This is a genomic window from Kitasatospora sp. NPDC097643 (genome assembly GCF_040302625.1).
Classification (GTDB): domain Bacteria; phylum Actinomycetota; class Actinomycetes; order Streptomycetales; family Streptomycetaceae; genus Kitasatospora.
In genome coordinates this window covers 1-19,174 of the sequence record NZ_JBEOSA010000043.1, presented here as the reverse complement: position 1 = coordinate 19,174, position 19,174 = coordinate 1, and the positions used below count along the sequence as shown (strand labels likewise).

Sequence of the window (19,174 nt, the reverse complement as noted above, 5' to 3'; positions counted from 1 at the left end):
AGATCGAGAACGCCGACCAGGTCGGCAGCGTCAGCCTCAACCGCTACGAGCAGATCGTGGCTGAGCTGCGCAAGGTGGTGGAGGCCCAGTCGAAGGGCCAGTTCGTGATCGGCGACGGCGCGTTGAAGATCGAGCCGATGCGCGAGCAGTACGCCCAGGGGGAGCGGAGCGAGAGGCTCTTCACGGTCAAGGAGTCGGTGTTCCGCTTGGCGGAGGACATCGGCCTGACCTACAAGACCGTGTCGGGCATGCGGTGGACGGCCTCGAGGTGGCCGAAGGAACGCCGACAGGAGGGGGGTGTCGTTCACGGTCCACCGGATCCTGGCAAGGATCGAGGACGAGGAGGAACGCTTCGCCTCGATCCTCACCCCGCCGGAGGGCAAGTCCCGCTGGACGCCGGACGACGCCAAGCGCCGGGTCGGCTGGCAGGTCATCAAGCCGGTCACTCCGCAGGAGAAGGTCAGCGCGATCCACTCCCTGGCCCGGGACGAGGAGGTCGCCGCGACGGTGACCGGCGACTTCCTGCGACGCCCGGCCGTGGCCGCGCAGGTCAAGCCGGAGGACAAGGTCCGGGTGGTCGAGGAGCTGACCCGCGACGACCACGTCGCCGCGGCAGTCGCGCCGGAGTTCCTGCGACGCCCGGCGGTGGTCGCCAAGGTCGCCCCGGCGGAGAAGGTGAAGGTTGTCGAGGAGCTCACCCGTGACGACCACGTGGCCGCCGAGGTCACCACCGGCCTGCTGCGGCGCCCGGACGTCGCCTTCCGCGCGATGTCCGACGACACCGCACGCCACCAGGTCAACCACGCCCAGATCGAGCGCGGCCGGCAGGCCCGCGAGCACTTCGAGGAAACCAGCCCCGTCGCGCCGGCGATCCGCAAGATCGACCGGTCGGTGGAGCTCCTGGACCTGGTCACCGCCTGCCACGCGTTCGTCACCGCCTCGGGCCGGGTCGTCCCGGGCCGGCGGGACCGGCAGCTCAGCGACGACGAGCGCGTGATCATCCACGAGAACGTGGCGAGGGTGCGGGCGACGATCGACTGGATCGAGACGGCGGTCGACACCGGGCAGGTCGACGTCGACGGCGAGCTGGCTCGCCTGCTGCAAGGTGAGTAGGCGATGCCTCGCGCGTCGCAGCGCCGGTCGCCCGCCGCTGAACGGCAGGCCGACACCGTCCGCTTCGTCCTCTTCGAGGCCCGCCCGGCCGGTCTGCGCTTCGACCAGCTGGTCAGGGCCTCCGCCCTGAGCAACAGCCAGGTTCGGGCGGGGCTGGCCTGCCTGCGGGACATCATCGTCGAGAACGGCTGGCCGCCACTGATCTGGACGAGGGCGGACGGCTACAAGTTCTGCTCCGAGCCCGCCGAGCTCCAGGCCTACGAAGTCGCGGTGATCCACGAGAGGCTCACCGAGATCCGCCGGTTCATCACCGGCGTCGTCGCCCCGCACGCCGCCCTGCAGCCGAAGGGGCGGTGGATCAAGCACCTGAACACCCAGCTCGACTCCGTGGAGTCCACGCTCGACGTGATCGCCGACTACATCGACGCCTGACCGGCTGGGGCCGGCCGCCCCCAGCCATCGTCGTGAGGGGAGGGAACAGGCATGCCCGGCACCGCTGCTACCCGTCGGACACCTTCGACGACGAGTGGGCGCAGGTCTGATGGCTCGGTGTGCCGAGCGACCGGCCGACGCCGCGTCCTGTATCGAGGGAGGGCTGACAACCGATCAGGCGGAGGTGGTGGCGATGGCCGTGATCCAGGCCTCGGCGGTGTTCAAGATCAACCCGGCGGGGTTCAACCTGCGCAGAGGCATCTCCCTTCTGGTGGTGATGCTGATCCCGCTGGTCGTCCTCGGCGCGCTGGGCGAGGAGAAGTACTTCCTCAGCACGGCGTACGGCGCGCTCTACACGGGGTTGAGCGACCCGGGCGGGAAGTACGCCTACCGGGCGCCGCGGATGGCGGTGGTCGGCGCGGTCGGCGCACTGCTGACCGCGCTGGGATTCTGGCTCGGCGATCAAGCCTGGGGATGGGTGGCGCTGGCCGCGTTCGCGGTCACCCTGCTGGGCGGCCTGGCGGTGAAATACGGCGCGCACTGGTCCGGCGCCGCGCTGATGCTCAATTTCTGGTTCCTCATCGCGCTACCGCTGCCGGCTCTCTACAAGGCCGACCACGTGCACACCAGCCCCTGGCCGCAGGCGCTGGCCTGGCTGATCGGGTCGGCGCTCATGATCGGCTACGTCGGTGTCCTGTCGCTGGCCCGCCGGCGGCCCGCGCAACAGAACCCGGCCGCGGCGATGATGCCGGGGGACACCACGCCGGTACCGCTGACGCCTCCCGTCATCGCGTACGCGGTGCTCCGGGCCGTCGCCCTGGGGCTCGCGGTCGCGATCCCGTTCGGGCTGAACCTGCCGAACGCGGACTGGATCCCCATCGCCGCCCTGGCGGCGATGAAGCCGAGCCTGCAGCAATCGGAGCTGACAGCCGTGCAGCGGCTGGCCGGGGCGGTGATCGGCGCCGTGCTGGCCGTGGTGTTCCTGCTCGGGGCGGACAACAAGATCGTGCTGGGAGCAGCCGTGGTGGTGCTGGGCGCATTGGCCGGAGCGATCTGGGCGTGGAACTACACCTGGTACTGCGCCGCGGTGGCAGGGGCGGTACTGATCGGTGAGGACGTCAGCAATCCGACCAACCTTTCCGAGGAGGCGCTACGGGTGGCGTTCACCTTCGTCGGCGTCGGGATCGCCGTGGTGGTGATGCTCCTGGGCAACCTGCTGGCCAAACGCTCGTCCGGCAAGGCCCGGCCGCAGCCTGCGGCCCCGGCCGGAGGATCCGGTCGTAGCTGACGACGGTGAGCGAATAGCCCTGTTCTATTCCTGACCTGGGCAAACACTCGCCGGAGGCTTGAAAACAGGCACTCAGCTTGTGGGGCTCGCGCGGGCTCAGCCCGTGAACGGGAACGGGGGTATCCAGGATGATTCCGACGCTGTCACTGCTCTTCGCCGGGTGCGTCCATGCGGACCCGCGCCTTCTGCGCGTCGCACCGGATCTATTCGGCCCAGGCACGCTCAAGCAGGGAGCCGAAGGTAGCGGGCTCTCGCCCGATCAGCTCGGCGAGCGTCGAGTCGACGGCGGTGAACTCGCCGTTCCGCGCCGCTGCGAAGATGCTCAGCATGAGGTCGGCGATCGGGGCCGGGGCGCCGTGCGCCAGGACCTGCTCGCGGAAGGCGTCGTCGGGGATGACGGTGCGAGTGAAGGGCCGTCCGGTGGTCCGGGTCGCGATCTCGGCGACGGTGTCGAAATCGAGCGCAGCCGGGCCGGTGAGCGGCGGGGTGGGCCCCTCGAAGCGGGCCTCCTGGGCGAGGATTGCAGCGGTGGCGTCGGCGAGGTCGTCGTGGCCGGTCCAGGCGACGGGGCCGTCGGCGGGGAGGGCGATGTCGCCGGCGTGGCGGGCGGACTCCAGGAACTGCAGGGCGCTGGAGGCGTAGAAGCCGTTGCGCAGCGCGGTCCAGGGCAGGCTGGTGGCGCGCAACAGGTCCTCGGTCTGGGCGTGGTCGCGGCATGCCTGGAACCGGGCGTCGTGGGCGGCGCCCATCTGGCTGGTGTAGAGGATGCGTCCGACGCCGGCCTGCACGGCGGCGTCGATGGCGACGCGGTGGCCGGCCACGCACTCCTGGCCCGTGCGGTCGAGGGAGACGAGGAGCAGTTGCTCGGCGCCCTCGAAGGAGTGCACGAGCGAGGCAGGGTCGTCGAAGCTGCCCTGTCGGACGCGGACGCCGCGGTCGGCGAGGTCCTGGGCCTTGCGGGGATCGCGGACGCTGACGCCGACGCGGTCGGCGGGGACGCGCTCCAGGAGGCGCTCGACGGTGCGGCGGCCGAGCTTTCCGGTAGCTCCGGTCACGATGATCATTGGGTACTCCCAACACGGTTTCCAGTGGAATCACTTCAATGGTAACACTGGAAATTCCGGCGGAACCAAATCCTCGGTACCATCGGTTCATGGCTACGCGCGACACCACCGACAGCCCTCGGCGCCGCATCGTCGAGGCGGCCGTCGAGCTGCTGGAGAACGGCGGCCCTGACGCCGTGAGCACCCGCGCGGTCGCCGCCGCGGCCGGCATGCAGCCGCCTGCGATCTACCGCCTCTTCGGAGACAAGGACGGGCTCCTTGAGGCCGTCGCCGAGCACGGCTACGCGCAATTCCTAGAGAGAAAGCGCGCGCAGCTCGAGCCCGCCCCGCAGGACCCGGTGGAGGAGCTGCGCCGCGGCTGGGACATGGTGGTCGAGTTCGGGGTCTCCCGCCCGGAGTTGTTCGCGGTGATGAACCGGGCCACCGGCCAGGGATCGGACGTGGCACACCGCGCGGGCCTGGAGATCCTCCATGGGCGGGTGCGTCGGCTGGCGGCCGGGGGGTGGCTGCGGGTCGACGAGGAGCTGGCCGCCCAGATCATCCAGGCAACCGGCCAGGGCGCGGTCATCACCTGGCACTCCACCCCGGCAGACCGCCGCAATCCGGCGCTGCTGACCACCCTCCGCGAGGCCATGGTTGCCGCTATCACTCGCGCCGAACCGACGGTCCCCGCCGCGGAGACCGGCCCCGCCGCCGCGGCGGCGCGCGCGCTGCGCGCCGCTCTCCCCGACGATGCCGATGTTCTGAGCGACGCCGAGCAGCACCTGCTGCGCGAGTGGCTCACCCGCCTTGCAGCAGACGGTGGCGCTCTGCATGCCTGATCGCGCGTCAGGCGCCCTCGTGCAGGTTGAACCTACGCTTCGGCGCACTGGCCGAACTGCGCGAGGCCGGACTCATCCGGCACCTGGGCCTGCGGCCGTTCTCTCGTGCTTCATGACTCGACATCTCGAAGCGTGAAGAACGGCCGCGTCGTGTGCCCCCGGATCCCATGCATCTCAGCCAGTCGAGTGACCAGCGAGGTTAAACGCCAAGCTCAGCGCCTGCCACGCCTCCTCGTGCCCGATCGCCTGTGACATCTGCGGCTCTACCCAGGACGTCCGTCACTCACCTACTGCGTTCGCACGCCGGGACGACCCGGCGAAGAATGGCCGTGTACCGGCAATTCGACTACGGCAGGCTGCGCACAGCCGCTGTGCCGCCCGCCGGACGGGATGGTCCTTGTGACAACTTCGCCCTTCGGGTCCGGCGACCCGTTCTCCGATCTCTTCAACCGCTTCTTCGGCATGAGTCCGGCAACCTCGCCGCCAGCCGTGCAGCGCGTGCCCATCGGGCGACTGCTCAGTGATTCCTCGCACGAGCTGCTGGCGGCGGCAAGCGGCCGGGCGGCCCAGGACGGGTCCGATCTCGACACCGTGCACCTGCTGTGGGCCGCCACGCAGGTGCCGGCCGCCCGGCAGGTGCTGGAGCAGGCGGGCGCCGATCCGGACCAGCTGGCTGCGGACCTACAGGAGAACCTTCCCACCGGCACCGGCACCGGGGAGCCCGGTCTCACTCCCGCGGCGAAGCGTGCCCTGCTCGCCGCCCACGCGCGCTCCCGGACGACGGGTTCCTCGTACATCGGTCCGGAGCACATCCTCGCCGCGCTGCTGGAGGATCCGCGTTCCGGTCTCGCGCAGACGCTGGGGTCCGAGGGGGTTTCCCCGGGTGCGCTGAGGGGCGGCGGAGCCGGCCGGGAGGGGACGTCGGGCAGGAACAGCGACACCCCGACCCTGGACGAGTACGGCCGGGACCTCACCGAGGAGGCCCGCAACGGGCATCTCGACCCGGTGATCGGCCGGGCGGAGGAGATCGAGCAGACCGTGGAGGTCCTTTCCCGGCGTACCAAGAACAACCCCGTGCTCATCGGCGATCCCGGCGTCGGCAAGACCGCCATCGTCGAAGGACTGGCGCAGCGGATCGTCGCCGAAGAGGTCCCGAAGGCCCTGCGCAACCGCCGCGTCGTCAGCCTCGACATGGCCGGTCTGGTCGCCGGATCCAAGTACCGGGGAGAGTTCGAGGAGCGGCTGAAGAAGGTGATCGACGAGGTCACGGCGGCCAAGAGCGGCATCATCGTGTTCATCGACGAACTGCACACGGTCGTCGGCGCCGGCGGAGGCGGCGAGGGTGCCATGGACGCCGGCAACATTCTCAAGCCCGCGCTCGCCCGGGGCGACCTCAGCGTGGTCGGCGCCACCACCATCGACGAGTACCGCCGGTACATCGAGAAGGACGCCGCGCTCGAACGGCGCTTCCAGCCGGTCATGGTGCGCGAACCCACCGTCGAGGAGACGGTCGAGATCCTGAACGGGCTTCGCGACTCCTACGAAGCCCACCACCAGGTCCGTTACACGGACGAGGCCTTGGACGCCGCGGCCGCCCTGTCCGACCGCTACATCACCGACCGGTTCCTGCCCGACAAGGCGATCGACCTCATGGACCAGGCCGGAGCACGCGTGGGACTGCGCGGCCTCGGTGCCCCGACCGGGACCGCGAGCCTCGAGGACCGCCTCACCAAGCTGCGCAGGGAGAAGGACGAGGCCGTCAGCACCGAGGACTACGAACGCGCCGCACAGCTCAAGGAGCAGATCCGGCAGGTGGAGCAGGAGCTCGCCGGGGTCGACGGGGAGCGGGAAGAGGCCGGGAGTGTGACTGCCGAGGACATCGCCGATGTGCTCTCCGCGCGCACCGGCATTCCCGTCTCCCAGCTCACCGAGACCGAGCGCGAGCGGCTCACGAAGCTCGAAGAGGCCCTGCACGAGCGGGTGGTCGGCCAGGACGAGGCGGTCACCGCCGTGTCCCAGGCCGTGCGCCGCGGCCGGGCGGGCATGGGAGACCCCGACCGGCCCACCGGCAGCTTCCTCTTCCTCGGACCCACGGGAGTCGGCAAGACGGAACTGGCCAAGGCACTTGCGGAACTGCTCTTCGGAGACTCCGACCGGATGGTCCGCTTCGACATGAGCGAGTTCCAGGAGAAGCACACCGTCTCCCGGCTCGTCGGCTCCCCTCCCGGATACGTCGGCTACGAGGAGGCCGGGCAACTCACCGAGGCGGTGCGCCGCAAGCCGTACAGCGTCGTGCTGTTCGACGAGGTCGAAAAGGCCCACCCGGACGTCTTCAACCTGCTGCTACAGGTGCTGGACGACGGACGGCTCACCGACGCCCAGGGACGGACGATCGACTTCCGGCAGACCGTGGTCATCATGACCAGCAACATCGCCTCCAAGCGCATCCTGGACCACCAGGGGGCGGTCGAGGACATCAGGGATGACCTGATGGCCGAACTGCAGGCGCACTTCCGGCCCGAGTTCCTCAACCGCATCGACGAGATCATCGTCTTCCACGCCCTGACCCGGGCGGACCTGGTGCGCATCGTCGACCTGTTGCTGGAACGCAGCCGGCGCAGGCTCCACGCCCAGCAGATCAAGCTCGAGGTCACCGAGACCGCCAAGGAGTGGCTGGCCAACCGTGGCTACCAGCCCGAGTTCGGAGCCCGGCCGCTGCGCCGCACCATCCAGACGGAGCTCGACAACCGCCTTTCGAACATGCTGCTCAGCGGCTCGGTCAATCCGGGCGACACCGTCATCGCCGATGTCAAGGACGGCGAGCTGGCACTGACTCTCGGTCCGGCGGCCGCCTCGGGCGGCGCGGACCAGGCGGAGCCGAACACAGCAAGTTCGGCGGAGTAGCCCATCTGAACTGGGATTTCTTTCATCATGAGGCGGGGGTGGACAGCGTCGCCGCCAGGGGACGAGGCGATCCGTGCAGCCGCCTACTCCAAGCGCGAACAGGAACGTCGCCATATGCTCCAAGACGACCACGGTGCCCAGCCCTCGAAGTGAACCGATACCGGCGCAAATGGTTCCCGCAGAGACCCCCTCGCAACCTGTCTGTAGGGGGCTCTCTGCGGTGTGCAGGCAATGACTCGGCCCTACTGGCAGAGTCAGGCCACGACATCGCCGACCTGCTGCTGACCAGTCCGGCGCCCGACCTGCCTACGCGGCTTGGAGGCGCCTATCCCAGCGTGGCGCCGCGCTCCTCGGCCAGGGCCTCGAGACCGTACTTCGCCACGTGGTCCGGGTTCGTCAGGTCGATGGTGCGGATGCCGCCGGCGGCGAGCTGCTCGTTGATCTGGTCCAGGTGCTGCTGGACGAGCTGCTTCTCGGCGTCGGTGGTGCGGCCCTTGTGGGGCTTGCCGGCGTGCTCCAGGCTGGCGTAGTTGACGCGGTCCTTGGCCGCGACCGGCTGGGCCTGGCCGGGGATGGCACGAGGCACCCGCTTGGCGCCGCGCAGCACGTCGGCCATGGGGCCGGCGGACGCCAGCCGGTTGAAGGCCTCGGTCTCCATGACGACGGTCCGGGGCTCGTCCGCGTCCGGGTGGTGGAGCTCGAACGTCACCAGGTCGAGCGCCAGCTCCTCCACGGCGGACAGCTCCTCGGCGAGCGCCTCGATCTCGACCGGGCCGTCTTCGAGGCCGGGGTGTTCCCGGACGACGATGCGGACCAGCTGGGCGTCGTCTTCGACGTGCTTGCCGGTCAGGTCCGAGAAGCGGATGACTTTCTGGCCCATGGGTTCCTCTCCTGGCTGCCTTGATCCACTGCGAGAGCTTACGCTCAAGCCCCGGCCGTGTTCGTGTCGGTGGTGGCGCTGGCCCGGCCCTCCTCCGACTCGGCGGTCATCGCCCGTACGTGCGCCGGTGGCCCTGGCGAGGTCGGTGGCGGGCCGGGCGCCCACTGCTGACGCGAGAGAGACGAGCTCCCACCATGTCGACCGCACCCGTGATCCGCAGCGACGCCCCGAGGTCCTTCGCCTGGGGCGTCTTCCACGAGCGCCACCCCAGGCTCGTCCAGCAGGTCCTCGACGCGCTGCCGTACGGCCCGGCCGAGCGGGAGGCGGTCCGGCGGCTGCTGGCAGAGAGCACCACCGGTGTGCTGGAGCCGCTGGGTGCGGAGTTGCCGGATGCCGCCCAGTGGGCGGAGTGGGGTGAGGGGTTGTGGGGACGGCCGTGGGGTGAGGCGCCGTTCCTCTGGGCGGAGAGCTACTTCTACCGCCGGCTGCTCGACGCGACCGGGTACTTCCGGCCCGGTGCCTGGCAGGGGGTCGATCCGTTCGCGCCGTTCAAGAACGCCGAGTTGGCCGGGGCGGCGGTGGACGAGGAGTTGGCGGCGCTCGGTGGGCTCGAGGAGTTGCCGGTGGCGCGGCGGGCGGAGGCGCTGCTGTCGTCCGCGTTGTGGGGCAACCGCGCTGATCTGAGCTTCCAGATCACTGCGGAGAGCGGCGGATCGACCGCGTCGTCCGATCTGGTCGCCGACGACAGTGCGCTGCTGTGGGCCGAGTTGGAGCGGGTCAGGGGCGGGCGGGTCTGTGTCGTCGCGGACAACGCCGGCCGGGAGCTGCTGCCGGACCTGGTGCTGATCGACCACCTCCTGGACGTCGGCCTGGCGGCGCAGGTCGTCCTGTACGTGAAGCCGTGGCCGTACTACGTGTCGGACGCGACGATGGCCGATGTCCTCGCGGCCGTCGAACGTCTGCGGGCCGCGTCCGCGAAGGCCGCCCGGGCGAGCGGCGAGCGGTTGTGGCGCGCGATGGACAGCGGCGTGCTCGTCGTCCGGACGCACCCGTTCTTCTGTGCGCCGTTGCCGTTCCACGATCTACCGGCCGACCTCCGGGCCGAGTTCACCGGCGCGGCGATGACGATCCTCAAGGGCGACCTCAACTACCGCCGCCTGGTGGGCGATCGGCTCTGGCCGCCGACCACCCTGTTCAGCGAGGCAGCGGGCCACTTCCCGTCGGCCGTCGCGGCGTTGCGGACGCTGAAGTCGGATGTGATCGTCGGCCTCGAGGCCGGCCAGCTCGGCCGGCTCGACGGTTCCGGAACTCCGTGGCGGACCAACGGCCGCCACGCACTCGTCCAGGTCAGTCTCCGCCCGTGATCCGGGAAGACCGGGCCACCGGCCGCCCAGCCACCCGGCCACCGGGCCGTGTGCGGCTGGTGGTGCTCCGGGATGATCGCGCGGTGAGTGATGCGTCGTCGGACAGGGAAAGGTGCCCAACTACGGACAAGCGAATGTGCTCAGTTCCCTTCGCCGACTCACCTCGAGGGCGAACTGCCGGCGTGGGCTGACTCGTCACCGTGATCAACAGAGATGGGACTCGCTGGATATTCAGATGACAGGAGCGCGTGGACCTGCCAGCATCGGCCGGTTGCACCGACGGGACGGATTATCGGAGGAACGCCACGTCCATCAACTGGGACCTGATCCCGCGCCTGCTGCCATGGTCCGCCGTTGACCCCGACCGTCACGCCTTCACCTGGAGCAGTGATGAGGAGGCACAGGTCACGGCGCTGATTCGCGCCGTGGTTCCCGCTGGCGACGCGTACCTGACGAACCGGTACGACTTCGTCAACCAGGTGACAGACCTCCTGGTCGACCGCTACGGCCGGTGGGCCTGCGGATGGCACTGGGCGGTCGGCGAGGGCGGTGGCGGCGGCGTCGTCCAGAGCTGGTGCTGTCCCTCCCATTCGCTGCGGGACGGCCCCGAGTCCGCGACCGCCATCGTCGTGGCCTCCCTCCTGGAGTGGCGCGACTGGCTGGAGGAACTGGCCGAGCGCTTCGCCGAACTCGCTCCGGCAGCCGGTGCGGACGCGGAGGACCGCAGCTGGCACGTCCAGCGAGCAGCAACCCGGCTGGTGACCCTGGCCGTGGACCGGACGTGTGCCGAGAGCGGCTGGCACGGGCTCTGTGAACGCGTGCTGACGTGGTACCTCTCCTCGGCGGGCCTGGAAGGGGAGGAAGCGGGCCAGGTGGTGAAGGGCGCTATCGGCGGGCGCTTCGAGAGCTGGGCCGTGCCGAGTTCCGGCCTGGTCGACGCCGTCGGTGAGGATCTCGCGTTCGGTGTGACCGGGCACCGGCCGTACCGTGACTACTGACTCCCTCGCCGTCTGGTGCACGGTCCGGGAAGGGATTGACTGGGCGTTGGCCGGTGCCGGGACCCAGGTTCCCCTGGAACCGGCCGTCGACGGGCTCACAAGCTGGTTCGACGGCGAGGTCCGGCACCGGTGCCCGCAACGCGCCGACCGGTTGCTGGACGCGAACGCCTTGGCCCGCGCCGACGCCGCTCACCGACGCGCCCTCACTCCGGCCCTTCTCGTAAACTGGCAGCGGATCGTCCTTGGCAGATCTGAGGTCACCTTCCGGGACGGCGATGCTTTCGCGAAAGGCGGCCGCGAGCGCTACGGGCTCACGCCATCCACGTGGCGGGACTTCGCCCGCTGCCTGCGGCAGAGCACCGACCCGACGCTTCCCCTGGCAGCCCGCGCAGCCAGGGCGTATCTCGACGTGGCCTTCTTCCATCCCTTCCCGGACGGGAACGCGCGCTTGGCACTGCTGACGCTGGCCTATGTCCTGGACCTCGACGGAGTACGGCTTGACCAAGTGGCTCCCTTGCAGACCACTCGGTACGCGGACGACCCGGCCGGCAGCGCAGACCTCGCAGCCCTGGTCGCAGTCCTCATCTGCGCGTCCCGTCGCCGGGCCGCCGCCCCTGCCATGGGCTGTGGAAGGCCGCAGCGGGCTCCGGTATCACCGCAGTCCCCGGGTGATCACCGCTCGCCCCAGGGACGTGGCGCCGGAGAGACTCCTCGCACGTGAGCGCGTTCATCTCTCCACGGACCCGGTCTTGAGCACTGCCCGCTGCCTGCGGGACACGCCCGCATCCTGTGGGCCTTGCCGGTGACCACCGCCGAGATCGAGTTCCGCGGGGAGCACGGACACGAGGCGCTGGAACAGCTCTTCGACGAGGCAGGGATCGTTCCCACCGATCCCTTCAGGGCGTCGGTGGTCTGAGCCCGATCTCCGGATCCCGGTGGCTCCCGGTGTCTCCCGGATGTCCGCCTCGACACGCTCGTACGTTTATCGCGGTCTTTTGTGTTCACGCCCTTGAGCGTGAAACGTTGTTCGGCATGAAGATCACGATCACCGTTGAGGACCCGACTCCCGAAGCGCTGGAGAGGCTGCTCGCCCTCGCCGCCCTGCCCGGAGCGTCGGTGTCCGCCGAGCCGGACGACCGCTGGACACCGGAGCTCGCACGCGCCTACTACGAGAGCCTGCCGCCCCGGGCCCGGCACATCATGCGTGAGGTGATCGCGGGAGGCGGTTGGTGTTCGGTGGACCAGGCACGCGGGGACAGCGGGCAGAGCCTTCGAGGCTGCACGGGCGCCTTCGCCCGGCGGCTGCGGGAGGGCGCCCTTGCCGGTCGCTGGCCGGCCGCCTTGCCGGTGCCGGTCATGAGCGTCATCGCCGCCGGCGCGGTGGTGAAGCTGGAGATGCCCGGCCGCGGTACGGACGGCGACCCGCTTCCGGCCTTTCAGACGGCACTGATCGACGAGCGGCAGTAGATGATCACACCGTCAGGGCCCGCGCCGCAGAGGTAGGTCGCCGCGCATGTCCGGGACCCCGGTCAGCCGCCGGACCGCCAGCGCCGAAAGCGGGACCAACCCACGACGAACAGCAGCACGAGGAAGCCGACCAGTGCGAACGGCACGGCCCCCAGCATCGCCATGAGGCCACAGGGCGGCCCGGCGTCCGTTTCTCCCACGTGTCCCCCTCCCCCACCCCCACAGGTACTGCCAACAGTGTCCCGACAGCCCGGCAGCGGGTCCTGAGTACGGATACTCAGCTTGGCGCCGCCGCACGGGCAACCCGGTCAACTCGCGATCCCTCAGTGGTCGGTCAGATCTGTGAACCCCCTCCGCCGCCGTAGCGATGCCCCCGGGGACGGTGACGGCCATCGGTCGCGGCCGATCTCACTCTCCGTCAAGACCGAGAGTGCCAGTGACGGAGAACGGCTCGCCGGCGGCCAGGCCGAGTCGTTCTGCCCAGGACAGTGCCTCGCAGCGGGATGCGTCTGCCTCGGCCAGACGGGCAGCCGCCAGGGTGGGCGGGAGCTCGCCCTGGTCCAGCAGGGCGGCCCACTGGCTCCCGGTGAGGGCCAGGTAGCGCAGGTCGGGGAAGTCGGCGAGCGCGGTCAGGTCCCGGACCTCGGCCTGGGAGAGGTCCAGGCAGCGCAGGTTCGGGATGGTTCGCAGCGGAGTGATGTCGATCGGGGCGGAGGTGGCGAGGCCGAGGGAGGTCAGGTACCGGTGGCCTTCGAGCGGTGCGAGGTCGCCACCGTGCAGGGTGACGCCCAGGGACTCGACGGGCAGAGCCCGAAGCGGGGACAGATCAGCGACAGGGCGGCGCCCGAGTTCGAGTCGCCGCAGGTGGGGAGCGGCCGTGAACGGGGCGAGGTCCAGAGCGCCGGCGGGGCCATCGGAATGGATCAGGACGGCCTGGAGGCCGGGTGGGACGTCGAGGGGAACCCCGTCGATTCGCAGCTCGGGGTCGAAGCCGGGTTCGCGAGGGTCTTCCGTGAATTCGAGCTGTCCGACCACGTCCTCCTCCACCTCGTAGGCACCTTGCTCCAGCAGTTCCAGGTAGCGGGCGAGGAGTGCGGTGACGGAGTCGCAGACGTAGCGCGGCCCGTCGTCGTAGTCGTCGCCGTACTGGATCACCTGGCCGGGGCGACCGGCCGGCGCCGGGGACATGTCGACCGCCAGGCAGTTGCCGTCATCGGCGGTGGCGAACGGGAGCCAGCCCGGGTGCTGCCGGCAGCGGCGGACGGTGTCGAGCGGGTCGGCGTCGAGCACGACCGAGTTCCAGGAACTCTCCCAGCCGGACCAATCCGCGTCCCGGTCGTGCTCATTGGCGGCAGCCAGGCGCTCCAGTGGCAGCCAGCGGAGGTCGCCGAAGAGATCGGGCGCTTCGTCCCCGCTGCCGTCGGCGATCAGGTAGAGCGCACGCAGGTCGGCGGGCAGCGGCCGGCCGAGTCGGCGCTCGGCGTCGTCGAGCGCCGTGGTGGTCACGGGCGGTGGCAGCTTCTCGGGACGTCCCAGGATGTCGGCACGCCGCTCCAGGTAGGCCCGGAACCGGGCGACCGCCAGGTCGGGATCGCCAGTTGGGGCGGCGGTGCCCTCCTCCTGGGCGAAACCCGGAACGGGCAGCCGGTAGTCGTGATCCAGGACGGCCAGGAAGCCCGGATGTTCGTACTGCCGGAATACGGTCTCCCGGGTCGCGAGCAGATCGAACTCCCCGGACGGCCGGCACCGTATCTCCAGCCTGGTGCGCTCCCAGCCGCGGGCCGCGCCCACCGCCGCCGTCACGTCCTTCAGGTCCTGGAAGGTTCCGGCCAGCTCGATCACCTGGGTCGCGTGGAGCGGCTGCGGCTCCACTCCGGGGATGGCGTACTCCGTGGAGATGCCCAGGCCGAACAGGCCTTGGGCGCTGACCTGCACCGCCTCCGTCCATCCTTCGGGTGCGGTCGCCCTGAGTTTCTCGGCCACCCGCGCAACGCCCTGCTCCACCAACTCGGCCATGGTCTGCTCCCGTTCTGTCGGCACTGCTGGGTGATCATCCTGACGGCCATGGCGACGACGGTCGGCGAGGGGGCCACGCGCCTTTCGTCGGCCTGACACGCGGCGCACAGAGCCGAACCTCAGGCGAAGGCGGTCTCCGCGAAGGAGAGCCCTCCCCGCTGACCGTGGGTGAGGAGAAGCCGCGGCGAGAGCTGGGGCTCCTGTCGAAGGTACTGGTGGAATCCTGTGGCCCGGAACCTGAGATCGAAGGAGTGGCCCTCGATGTGCCACTGCGGGCCACCGCGGGCGTCCTCCGGGGTCGAGCGTCGAAGGTGGTCGATGTCGAGACTCACCGCCATGCCCTTGAAGTCGAGGTCGCCCTCGAGGTCCCAGACATCCTCGAAGACGAGCGTGGACGGCGCGATCCAGAGGCTGAAGTGCGTCTCCGGCGCGACCGGATGCACCCAACGGACGATGTAGTCGATGTCCAGCAGCAGGCGCGGCAGCGAGTCGTCGGAGGCGCCCGGCTGAACGCAGAGCCCGTGGATGGTGACCTCGTGCCACCCCATCTCGTCGAAGTCCGCGTCGCTCCAGGTGCTCTTCGTCAGGCCGGATTCCGGGTGAGTGCCTGTGATCATGGCGCCATCCAATCAGGGCAGCGCAGGGGCGACGTCCTGTTCGCCGTGCTCCGCGGCCACACCTTCTTCCGAATCCCGCTTCGGTGCGCCGGACGGTTCAACCGAGAGGATCTGCCAGAAGCACCGCTTGGTCGGCCGTGGGGTCGAACCCGAGCACCGGATATCCGTAGTCGCCCTCCGCGGTCATGGACACCGGCTTGCCCAGTCGGCGGCCGATCGCGCACAGGAGAGCGCACAGGGTGTCCACTCCCACCTGGCCCTGCAGTTCGCGCAGGTCGACGTCGAAATCGATCTCCTCGGCCGACATCGGACGGAAGATCGCCAGTACGTCCGGGACAGGCCAGACCCTCAGATCGACGCTCTCCGCACCGGCGGGACGCGACAGCACCTCGGCCGCAGACGGCAGCGGTGCGACGACACCACCCTCGCAGTACTCCCATGTCCACCCGCTGGACCGGACGAGGTCGAACACCGCCTGCCAGTCCTCGACCGAGGTACCCGGCACGGACACGTCCGGCAGAGCACCCATCAGGCCAGGGTCGAAGAAGTTCCTGACGTCGTCCCACAACAGATCCGGCATCCCGCCATCCTGCCCGGCCGACCTGGCGAGGTGCAGCCCGATTTCCTGGACGGACCCCACAGAGGCTCCCCCGGCGGCTGGCGACGGCACGATTTTCCGCGGAAAATTCTGCGCTCGCGGATCGGCTCCTCAGCCCCTCACAACGGCCAACTGGATGACGGGCTCCAGCACAGCTATCCAGTGACAGCCGAGGTTGGTGGGTCTCGTAGGCCGGTGATCGGCTCAGGGGGCGGAGCCCTGCCAGTCGGGTGAGCTGGCTGGCTGCCGCGGCGTCCGATCCGGTGGCGGCTGGATTTTCCGCGGAAAATTCAGCCGCGGGTGGCGAGCAGAGGCAGAGGCCGAACCCGGCACCTGGGACATCCCGAGCCCAGGCACTCCGCAGCCGCGAGCCGCACTGGCCGACGGCTGGTGGTGACCTGAGCCGGATGGAAGCTCGAGCCCATCCAGGCCCGCCGGCCAGTCGGTCTCCCGGTCCCCCGGACCCGCGGGCCCCTGGTCCCGCGAGGCGGTCGACTCGGAATTTTCCGCGGAAAATCCAGCGCCGACCAACTCCTACCGCATCGCGTCTGGGTGACGCTCCGAGGAGCGCATCGGGCTGGTCCCGGAAGGCTTCGAGTGGCAACGCAGTGGCCCGCCCCGGGCAGAGCCGGGGCGGGCCATGCAGCTCGTGGGCGAGGGCCTGGCAGTACCCGCCCACGGTCTGTCAGTCGATGCCAGCCGATCTCCGAAGCAACGTGGATGGGATCTGTTGGCTACTGAAGCCGCAAGACCCCAGGAGCACGCTCCTCGAAGATCTCGACCAGCCAGTCGAAGACAGTCGGTCCGCGCTGATCACGCGCCGCGGTCAACCTCTCGCTGAGAGCGGGGCGATTCGTGGGATGGCATCGCGAAAGGAGCAGCCCCAGCTGACGAACCTTCTCCTGATATCCCAGGTGGTCACGGGACGCCAGGTGATCTCGCCATTAGACGATGTGGTCATCGTCGTCGGGCTGCCCGAACCGCCACTGAGGCAGTCGCCGAAGGCATCGAGGTTCCTGCCAAAGTAGCCTTCGGCGGCCGTTGATCGTCTCACCGATCAGCCGCCAGAAGTCGTCCAGCGTTACGACCTTGATCGACCTTCAGGAGTGCCTTCCCGGCGTGGGCTGTCCGTCCCCTTCCCTGCCTCTGAGCTGGCGGTCCAGGAACTCGATCAGTCTCGTTTCCGAACGGAGCAGCCGCTCGCGTTGCTCAGGGGCAAGGGATACGAGGGCATCGACCAGAACCCGCTTCCGCGGGATGTGGACCATGTTTCCGGAGTAGATCCTGCAAAGTGAGCACCAGGCGAATCCGATGCAGCGCTCGAACATGGAGGACTCGGGCGGATAGAAGCGGTACTGGTATGAGCGGACGGGCGTCCCGCAGGCGGCGCAGATCCGGCGTTCACCGTCCAGAACGGACCAGCCGCTCCCGACCTTGCGCCAGTGCTGTCGTCCGAGCGGTGCTCTTCAAGTCGTCATGTCCAGCATTCTGCCCCAGCGGGTCTGCGCGGCAGAGCCATCCGTGAAAGTCCCGGCCATCGAGCACAGAACATGACGGCCCCTTGATCGACTTCGGAATCCGTACCCGGACCCGCTTCACCCGTGGGCGACAGGTGATCAGTTCAGGGGCGGGTCCATACCGGTCAGCTGATCCGGATGGCTGCCGCGGCGTCCCGCCCAAGGGCGGCTGGATTTTCCGCGGAAAATTCAGCGGCGGGTGGTTGGGCCGGGTGGAGACCGTACGCGGCACCCGGGACGTCGCACACTCAGCTGCTCCGCAGCCGCGATCCGCACCGGCCGACGGCCCGCAGCAACCTGAGCCGGATGAGGCCCTCGAACCCATCCAGGATCCACCGGCAGTCGGTCCCCCGGTCTCTTGAGGCGGTCGGCCCGGAATTTTCCGCGGAAAATCCAGCGACCACCAGCTCCTACTCGGCGACGTCTGGATGAGCTCGGAGGGCCTCCACGCTGGTCCGGGGAAGCTTCGAGTGGCAACACGATGGCTCACCCGGGACCGGACCGGAGGGCCACGCAACTCGTAGACGAAGGCCTGACCGTGCCCGCCCACGGTGTGTCAGTCTGGGCTGGTCGCCAAACTCCTGGCTGCGGCGCGGTGATCAAAGAACTCGCCCAGCAGTCTGAGGGGCTCACCGACGGCGTGCCAGTTCTCCCCCAGTGACCGGGGCTCCTGAAGGCGGCCATGAGGGAAGGCGAACTCAGTGACCAGGACCGGCCACACCTGGTTCGAGCCGGACGGGAGCCTCGCCACGAACCACTCCTGAACCTGTCCAGCGCCACTCCCCCGGCGGCCAGGTCGTACCCGTCGAGGACACGCCGTCACCGCTCCGAAGCCGACTCGGCCGACGTACATTCCGGGACGCTTCTTGACGCTCTCCCAGAGGTTCTGGTGCGACTGCACCAATCGATCTCGGCCCCGCCGGCGCACTGCGCCACGGCCTGCTGGCAGGTTGCTCCACCGGCCCTTGCCCGTCAGTGGTCGGGCCGGCCGGATCAAGGGGAGCAGGTCGTCGCTGCGGGCGGGCAGTAGCTCAGATTTTCCACGGAAAATTCAGGGCGCCGACAGCCAGCCCTCGGGTGCGGGTACTCGGCGACGTGCGTCGCGCGCGAGGCGGCCGCCCTTCGGCGAGGCGGGCACTGCTTCTGCAGCCGGAGGTTCCTGCCCGGCGCGAGGTGGAGCTGCCACCCGGTCGGCCGCCGCCAGGTCGGAAGCGTCGCCCGGAGCCCGAGAATTTTCCGCGGAAAATCGACGGCCCACCCGCCTCACGGCGCCAGCCGTCCCGTCTGCATCCAGGCAGCTCGAAGGGCAGTCGAACTGGACGGGCCCTCGCGCGCGAGAATCGCGGCATGGCGATGGCGCGGCGTTGGTACTCCTCGGCTCCCGTTGTGGACGGCCTCCCCCTGCTCGACGAGCCCGGGTTCTGGGCCGCGCACCTGATCGACCTGTACGAGGGCGAGTCGCCGGAGGCCTTCGGCGTGGACGCCGCCGATGCCGGCGCCATGCTGGAGCGCCTGCACGACAAGTCGGCCTGGCCGGTGTTCACGGTCCCGTTGGAGGGCGGGTCCTCGATCGTCGTGCACTACGACAGCGGCGAGGAGGAGTACACGAGCACGGACTACTTCCTGGTCCGCCCGGACAGTCCCGATGTCGTCCTGGCCAGTACGGACCAGGACCGCATCGGTCCGGGCCTGTGCTGGCCGGAGCTCTCCGGGATCCTCCGCGCCCCGAACGGAGCGGTGGGTGTGACCGATCCGCATGCCCGGCTGCTGTTACTCCTGCCGGCGCTGGGCGACTCCTCGGCTCCTGCCGAGGCCGTCGATGCTGTCGCCGAGGCGCTGATCGCCCAGGGCGCTCCCGAGGGGGGCGAGCCGCTGGCCCGGCGCCTGCTCGGCGGCCACCCGATGTGGGGTGCCCAGCCGTGGTGGTTCGACGCGGATGAGCGGAGCTGGATCTGCGACGGCGAGCACAGCCCGCGGCAGACCCCGCTCGGCGACTCTCCGAGGTCGTGGGCGGTCCGCCCGCGCCTCAGGGTCGGGGGATTTTTGGGGGGAAAATGGGCGACCGCCCCCGCCGCACCGACGAAGAGATAGGGAG

The 19,174-nt window shown here is 69.8% G+C and carries 18 protein-coding genes and 1 pseudogene; 11 read left to right on the top strand and 8 right to left on the bottom strand.

Features of this window, described 5'->3' with window-relative positions:
- Positions 1–43: 43 nt before the first annotated feature.
- Positions 44–220, bottom strand: a complete 177-nt coding sequence (locus ABTY15_RS39855; RefSeq protein ID WP_502893584.1) for a hypothetical protein — start codon at positions 218–220, stop codon at positions 44–46.
- Positions 221–297: 77 nt separating this feature from the next.
- On the opposite strand from ABTY15_RS39855, the gene ABTY15_RS25090 reads away from it, so the two are divergent.
- The 3 genes from ABTY15_RS25090 to ABTY15_RS25080 all read left to right on the top strand — a co-directional run bounded on the left by ABTY15_RS25090 (position 298) and on the right by ABTY15_RS25080 (position 2,833).
- On the top strand, positions 298–1,113 hold the full coding sequence (locus ABTY15_RS25090; protein ID WP_502893583.1) for a DUF6192 family protein: 816 nt from the start codon (positions 298–300) through the stop codon (positions 1,111–1,113).
- A 3-nt stretch (positions 1,114–1,116) separates the two neighbouring features.
- Positions 1,117–1,545, top strand: coding sequence for a RacP protein (locus tag ABTY15_RS25085; RefSeq protein ID WP_350599552.1), 429 nt, complete (start codon positions 1,117–1,119; stop codon positions 1,543–1,545).
- 193 nt (positions 1,546–1,738) lie between these two features.
- A complete protein-coding gene (locus ABTY15_RS25080) occupies positions 1,739–2,833 on the top strand; it encodes an FUSC family protein (RefSeq protein WP_350599630.1) in 1,095 nt (364 codons plus the stop codon).
- A 203-nt stretch (positions 2,834–3,036) separates the two neighbouring features.
- On the opposite strand, the gene ABTY15_RS25075 is transcribed toward ABTY15_RS25080, so the two are convergent.
- Positions 3,037–3,897 carry an SDR family oxidoreductase gene (locus ABTY15_RS25075; protein ID WP_350599551.1) on the bottom strand — a complete coding sequence of 287 codons (861 nt, stop codon included), beginning with the start codon at positions 3,895–3,897 and terminating at the stop codon, positions 3,037–3,039.
- An 89-nt stretch (positions 3,898–3,986) separates the two neighbouring features.
- Between ABTY15_RS25075 and ABTY15_RS25070 the strand changes: the two genes are divergently transcribed.
- Both ABTY15_RS25070 and ABTY15_RS25065 read left to right on the top strand, forming a co-directional pair.
- Positions 3,987–4,718 (top strand): TetR/AcrR family transcriptional regulator, encoded by a 732-nt coding sequence (locus ABTY15_RS25070; RefSeq protein WP_350599549.1) that lies wholly within the window; start codon positions 3,987–3,989, stop codon positions 4,716–4,718.
- A 390-nt stretch (positions 4,719–5,108) separates the two neighbouring features.
- On the top strand, positions 5,109–7,622 hold the full coding sequence (locus ABTY15_RS25065) for an ATP-dependent Clp protease ATP-binding subunit (protein ID WP_350599548.1): 2,514 nt from the start codon (positions 5,109–5,111) through the stop codon (positions 7,620–7,622).
- A gap of 325 nt (positions 7,623–7,947) precedes the next feature.
- Here the strand turns inward: ABTY15_RS25065 and ABTY15_RS25060 are convergent, their stop codons facing one another.
- Positions 7,948–8,502 carry a hypothetical protein gene (locus tag ABTY15_RS25060; protein WP_350599546.1) on the bottom strand — a complete coding sequence of 185 codons (555 nt, stop codon included), beginning with the start codon at positions 8,500–8,502 and terminating at the stop codon, positions 7,948–7,950.
- A gap of 194 nt (positions 8,503–8,696) precedes the next feature.
- Between ABTY15_RS25060 and ABTY15_RS25055 the strand changes: the two genes are divergently transcribed.
- The 5 genes and pseudogenes from ABTY15_RS25055 to ABTY15_RS25035 all read left to right on the top strand — a co-directional run bounded on the left by ABTY15_RS25055 (position 8,697) and on the right by ABTY15_RS25035 (position 12,331).
- Positions 8,697–9,866, top strand: coding sequence for a damage-control phosphatase ARMT1 family protein (locus tag ABTY15_RS25055; RefSeq protein ID WP_350599543.1), 1,170 nt, complete (start codon positions 8,697–8,699; stop codon positions 9,864–9,866).
- 248 nt (positions 9,867–10,114) lie between these two features.
- The gene (locus ABTY15_RS25050) at positions 10,115–10,864 is read left to right on the top strand and encodes a hypothetical protein (protein WP_350599540.1); all 750 of its coding nucleotides are present in this window, start codon (positions 10,115–10,117) and stop codon (positions 10,862–10,864) included.
- On the top strand, positions 10,854–11,585 hold the full coding sequence (locus tag ABTY15_RS25045) for a Fic family protein (protein WP_350599538.1): 732 nt from the start codon (positions 10,854–10,856) through the stop codon (positions 11,583–11,585). Before ABTY15_RS25050 ends, ABTY15_RS25045 begins: the two co-directional genes overlap by 11 nt.
- Positions 11,586–11,615: 30 nt before the next feature.
- Positions 11,616–11,780: pseudogene (locus tag ABTY15_RS25040) on the top strand (suppressor of fused domain protein); the annotation flags it as partial.
- Between the two features lie 116 nt (positions 11,781–11,896).
- On the top strand, positions 11,897–12,331 hold the full coding sequence (locus ABTY15_RS25035; RefSeq protein WP_350599536.1) for a hypothetical protein: 435 nt from the start codon (positions 11,897–11,899) through the stop codon (positions 12,329–12,331).
- A 62-nt stretch (positions 12,332–12,393) separates the two neighbouring features.
- On the opposite strand, the gene ABTY15_RS25030 is transcribed toward ABTY15_RS25035, so the two are convergent.
- From ABTY15_RS25030 to ABTY15_RS39850, 5 genes are all read right to left on the bottom strand, one after another.
- Positions 12,394–12,531, bottom strand: a complete 138-nt coding sequence (locus ABTY15_RS25030) for a hypothetical protein (protein ID WP_350599534.1) — start codon at positions 12,529–12,531, stop codon at positions 12,394–12,396.
- A gap of 208 nt (positions 12,532–12,739) precedes the next feature.
- Entirely contained in the window at positions 12,740–14,347 is a 1,608-nt protein-coding gene (locus ABTY15_RS25025; protein ID WP_350599531.1) for an SMI1/KNR4 family protein, read from the bottom strand.
- A gap of 119 nt (positions 14,348–14,466) precedes the next feature.
- A complete protein-coding gene (locus ABTY15_RS25020) occupies positions 14,467–14,964 on the bottom strand; it encodes a hypothetical protein (RefSeq protein WP_350599526.1) in 498 nt (165 codons plus the stop codon).
- 97 nt (positions 14,965–15,061) lie between these two features.
- Positions 15,062–15,544, bottom strand: coding sequence for a hypothetical protein (locus tag ABTY15_RS25015; RefSeq protein WP_350599628.1), 483 nt, complete (start codon positions 15,542–15,544; stop codon positions 15,062–15,064).
- 844 nt (positions 15,545–16,388) lie between these two features.
- Positions 16,389–16,616, bottom strand: coding sequence for a barstar family protein (locus ABTY15_RS39850; RefSeq protein WP_502893582.1), 228 nt, complete (start codon positions 16,614–16,616; stop codon positions 16,389–16,391).
- Between the two features lie 1,810 nt (positions 16,617–18,426).
- Between ABTY15_RS39850 and ABTY15_RS25005 the strand changes: the two genes are divergently transcribed.
- A complete protein-coding gene (locus tag ABTY15_RS25005; protein ID WP_350599524.1) occupies positions 18,427–19,170 on the top strand; it encodes a hypothetical protein in 744 nt (247 codons plus the stop codon).
- Positions 19,171–19,174: the final 4 nt, after the last annotated feature.

Bases quoted from the DNA above. Each gene is read 5' to 3' on its own strand.
- ABTY15_RS25055 (WP_350599543.1), top strand. From the start codon at position 8,697: ATGTCGACCGCACCCGTGATCCGCAGCGACGCCCCGAGGTCCTTCGCC.
- ABTY15_RS25020 (WP_350599526.1), bottom strand. From the start codon at position 14,964: ATGATCACAGGCACTCACCCGGAATCCGGCCTGACGAAGAGCACCTGG.
- ABTY15_RS25060 (WP_350599546.1), bottom strand. From the start codon at position 8,502: ATGGGCCAGAAAGTCATCCGCTTCTCGGACCTGACCGGCAAGCACGTC.
- ABTY15_RS25085 (WP_350599552.1), top strand. From the start codon at position 1,117: ATGCCTCGCGCGTCGCAGCGCCGGTCGCCCGCCGCTGAACGGCAGGCC.
- ABTY15_RS39855 (WP_502893584.1), bottom strand. From the start codon at position 220: ATGTCCTCCGCCAAGCGGAACACCGACTCCTTGACCGTGAAGAGCCTC.
- ABTY15_RS25070 (WP_350599549.1), top strand. From the start codon at position 3,987: ATGGCTACGCGCGACACCACCGACAGCCCTCGGCGCCGCATCGTCGAG.
- ABTY15_RS25065 (WP_350599548.1), top strand. From the start codon at position 5,109: ATGGTCCTTGTGACAACTTCGCCCTTCGGGTCCGGCGACCCGTTCTCC.
- ABTY15_RS25015 (WP_350599628.1), bottom strand. From the start codon at position 15,544: ATGCCGGATCTGTTGTGGGACGACGTCAGGAACTTCTTCGACCCTGGC.
- ABTY15_RS25005 (WP_350599524.1), top strand. From the start codon at position 18,427: ATGGCGATGGCGCGGCGTTGGTACTCCTCGGCTCCCGTTGTGGACGGC.
- ABTY15_RS25075 (WP_350599551.1), bottom strand. From the start codon at position 3,897: ATGATCATCGTGACCGGAGCTACCGGAAAGCTCGGCCGCCGCACCGTC.
- ABTY15_RS25080 (WP_350599630.1), top strand. From the start codon at position 1,739: ATGGCCGTGATCCAGGCCTCGGCGGTGTTCAAGATCAACCCGGCGGGG.
- ABTY15_RS25035 (WP_350599536.1), top strand. From the start codon at position 11,897: ATGAAGATCACGATCACCGTTGAGGACCCGACTCCCGAAGCGCTGGAG.
- ABTY15_RS25025 (WP_350599531.1), bottom strand. From the start codon at position 14,347: ATGGCCGAGTTGGTGGAGCAGGGCGTTGCGCGGGTGGCCGAGAAACTC.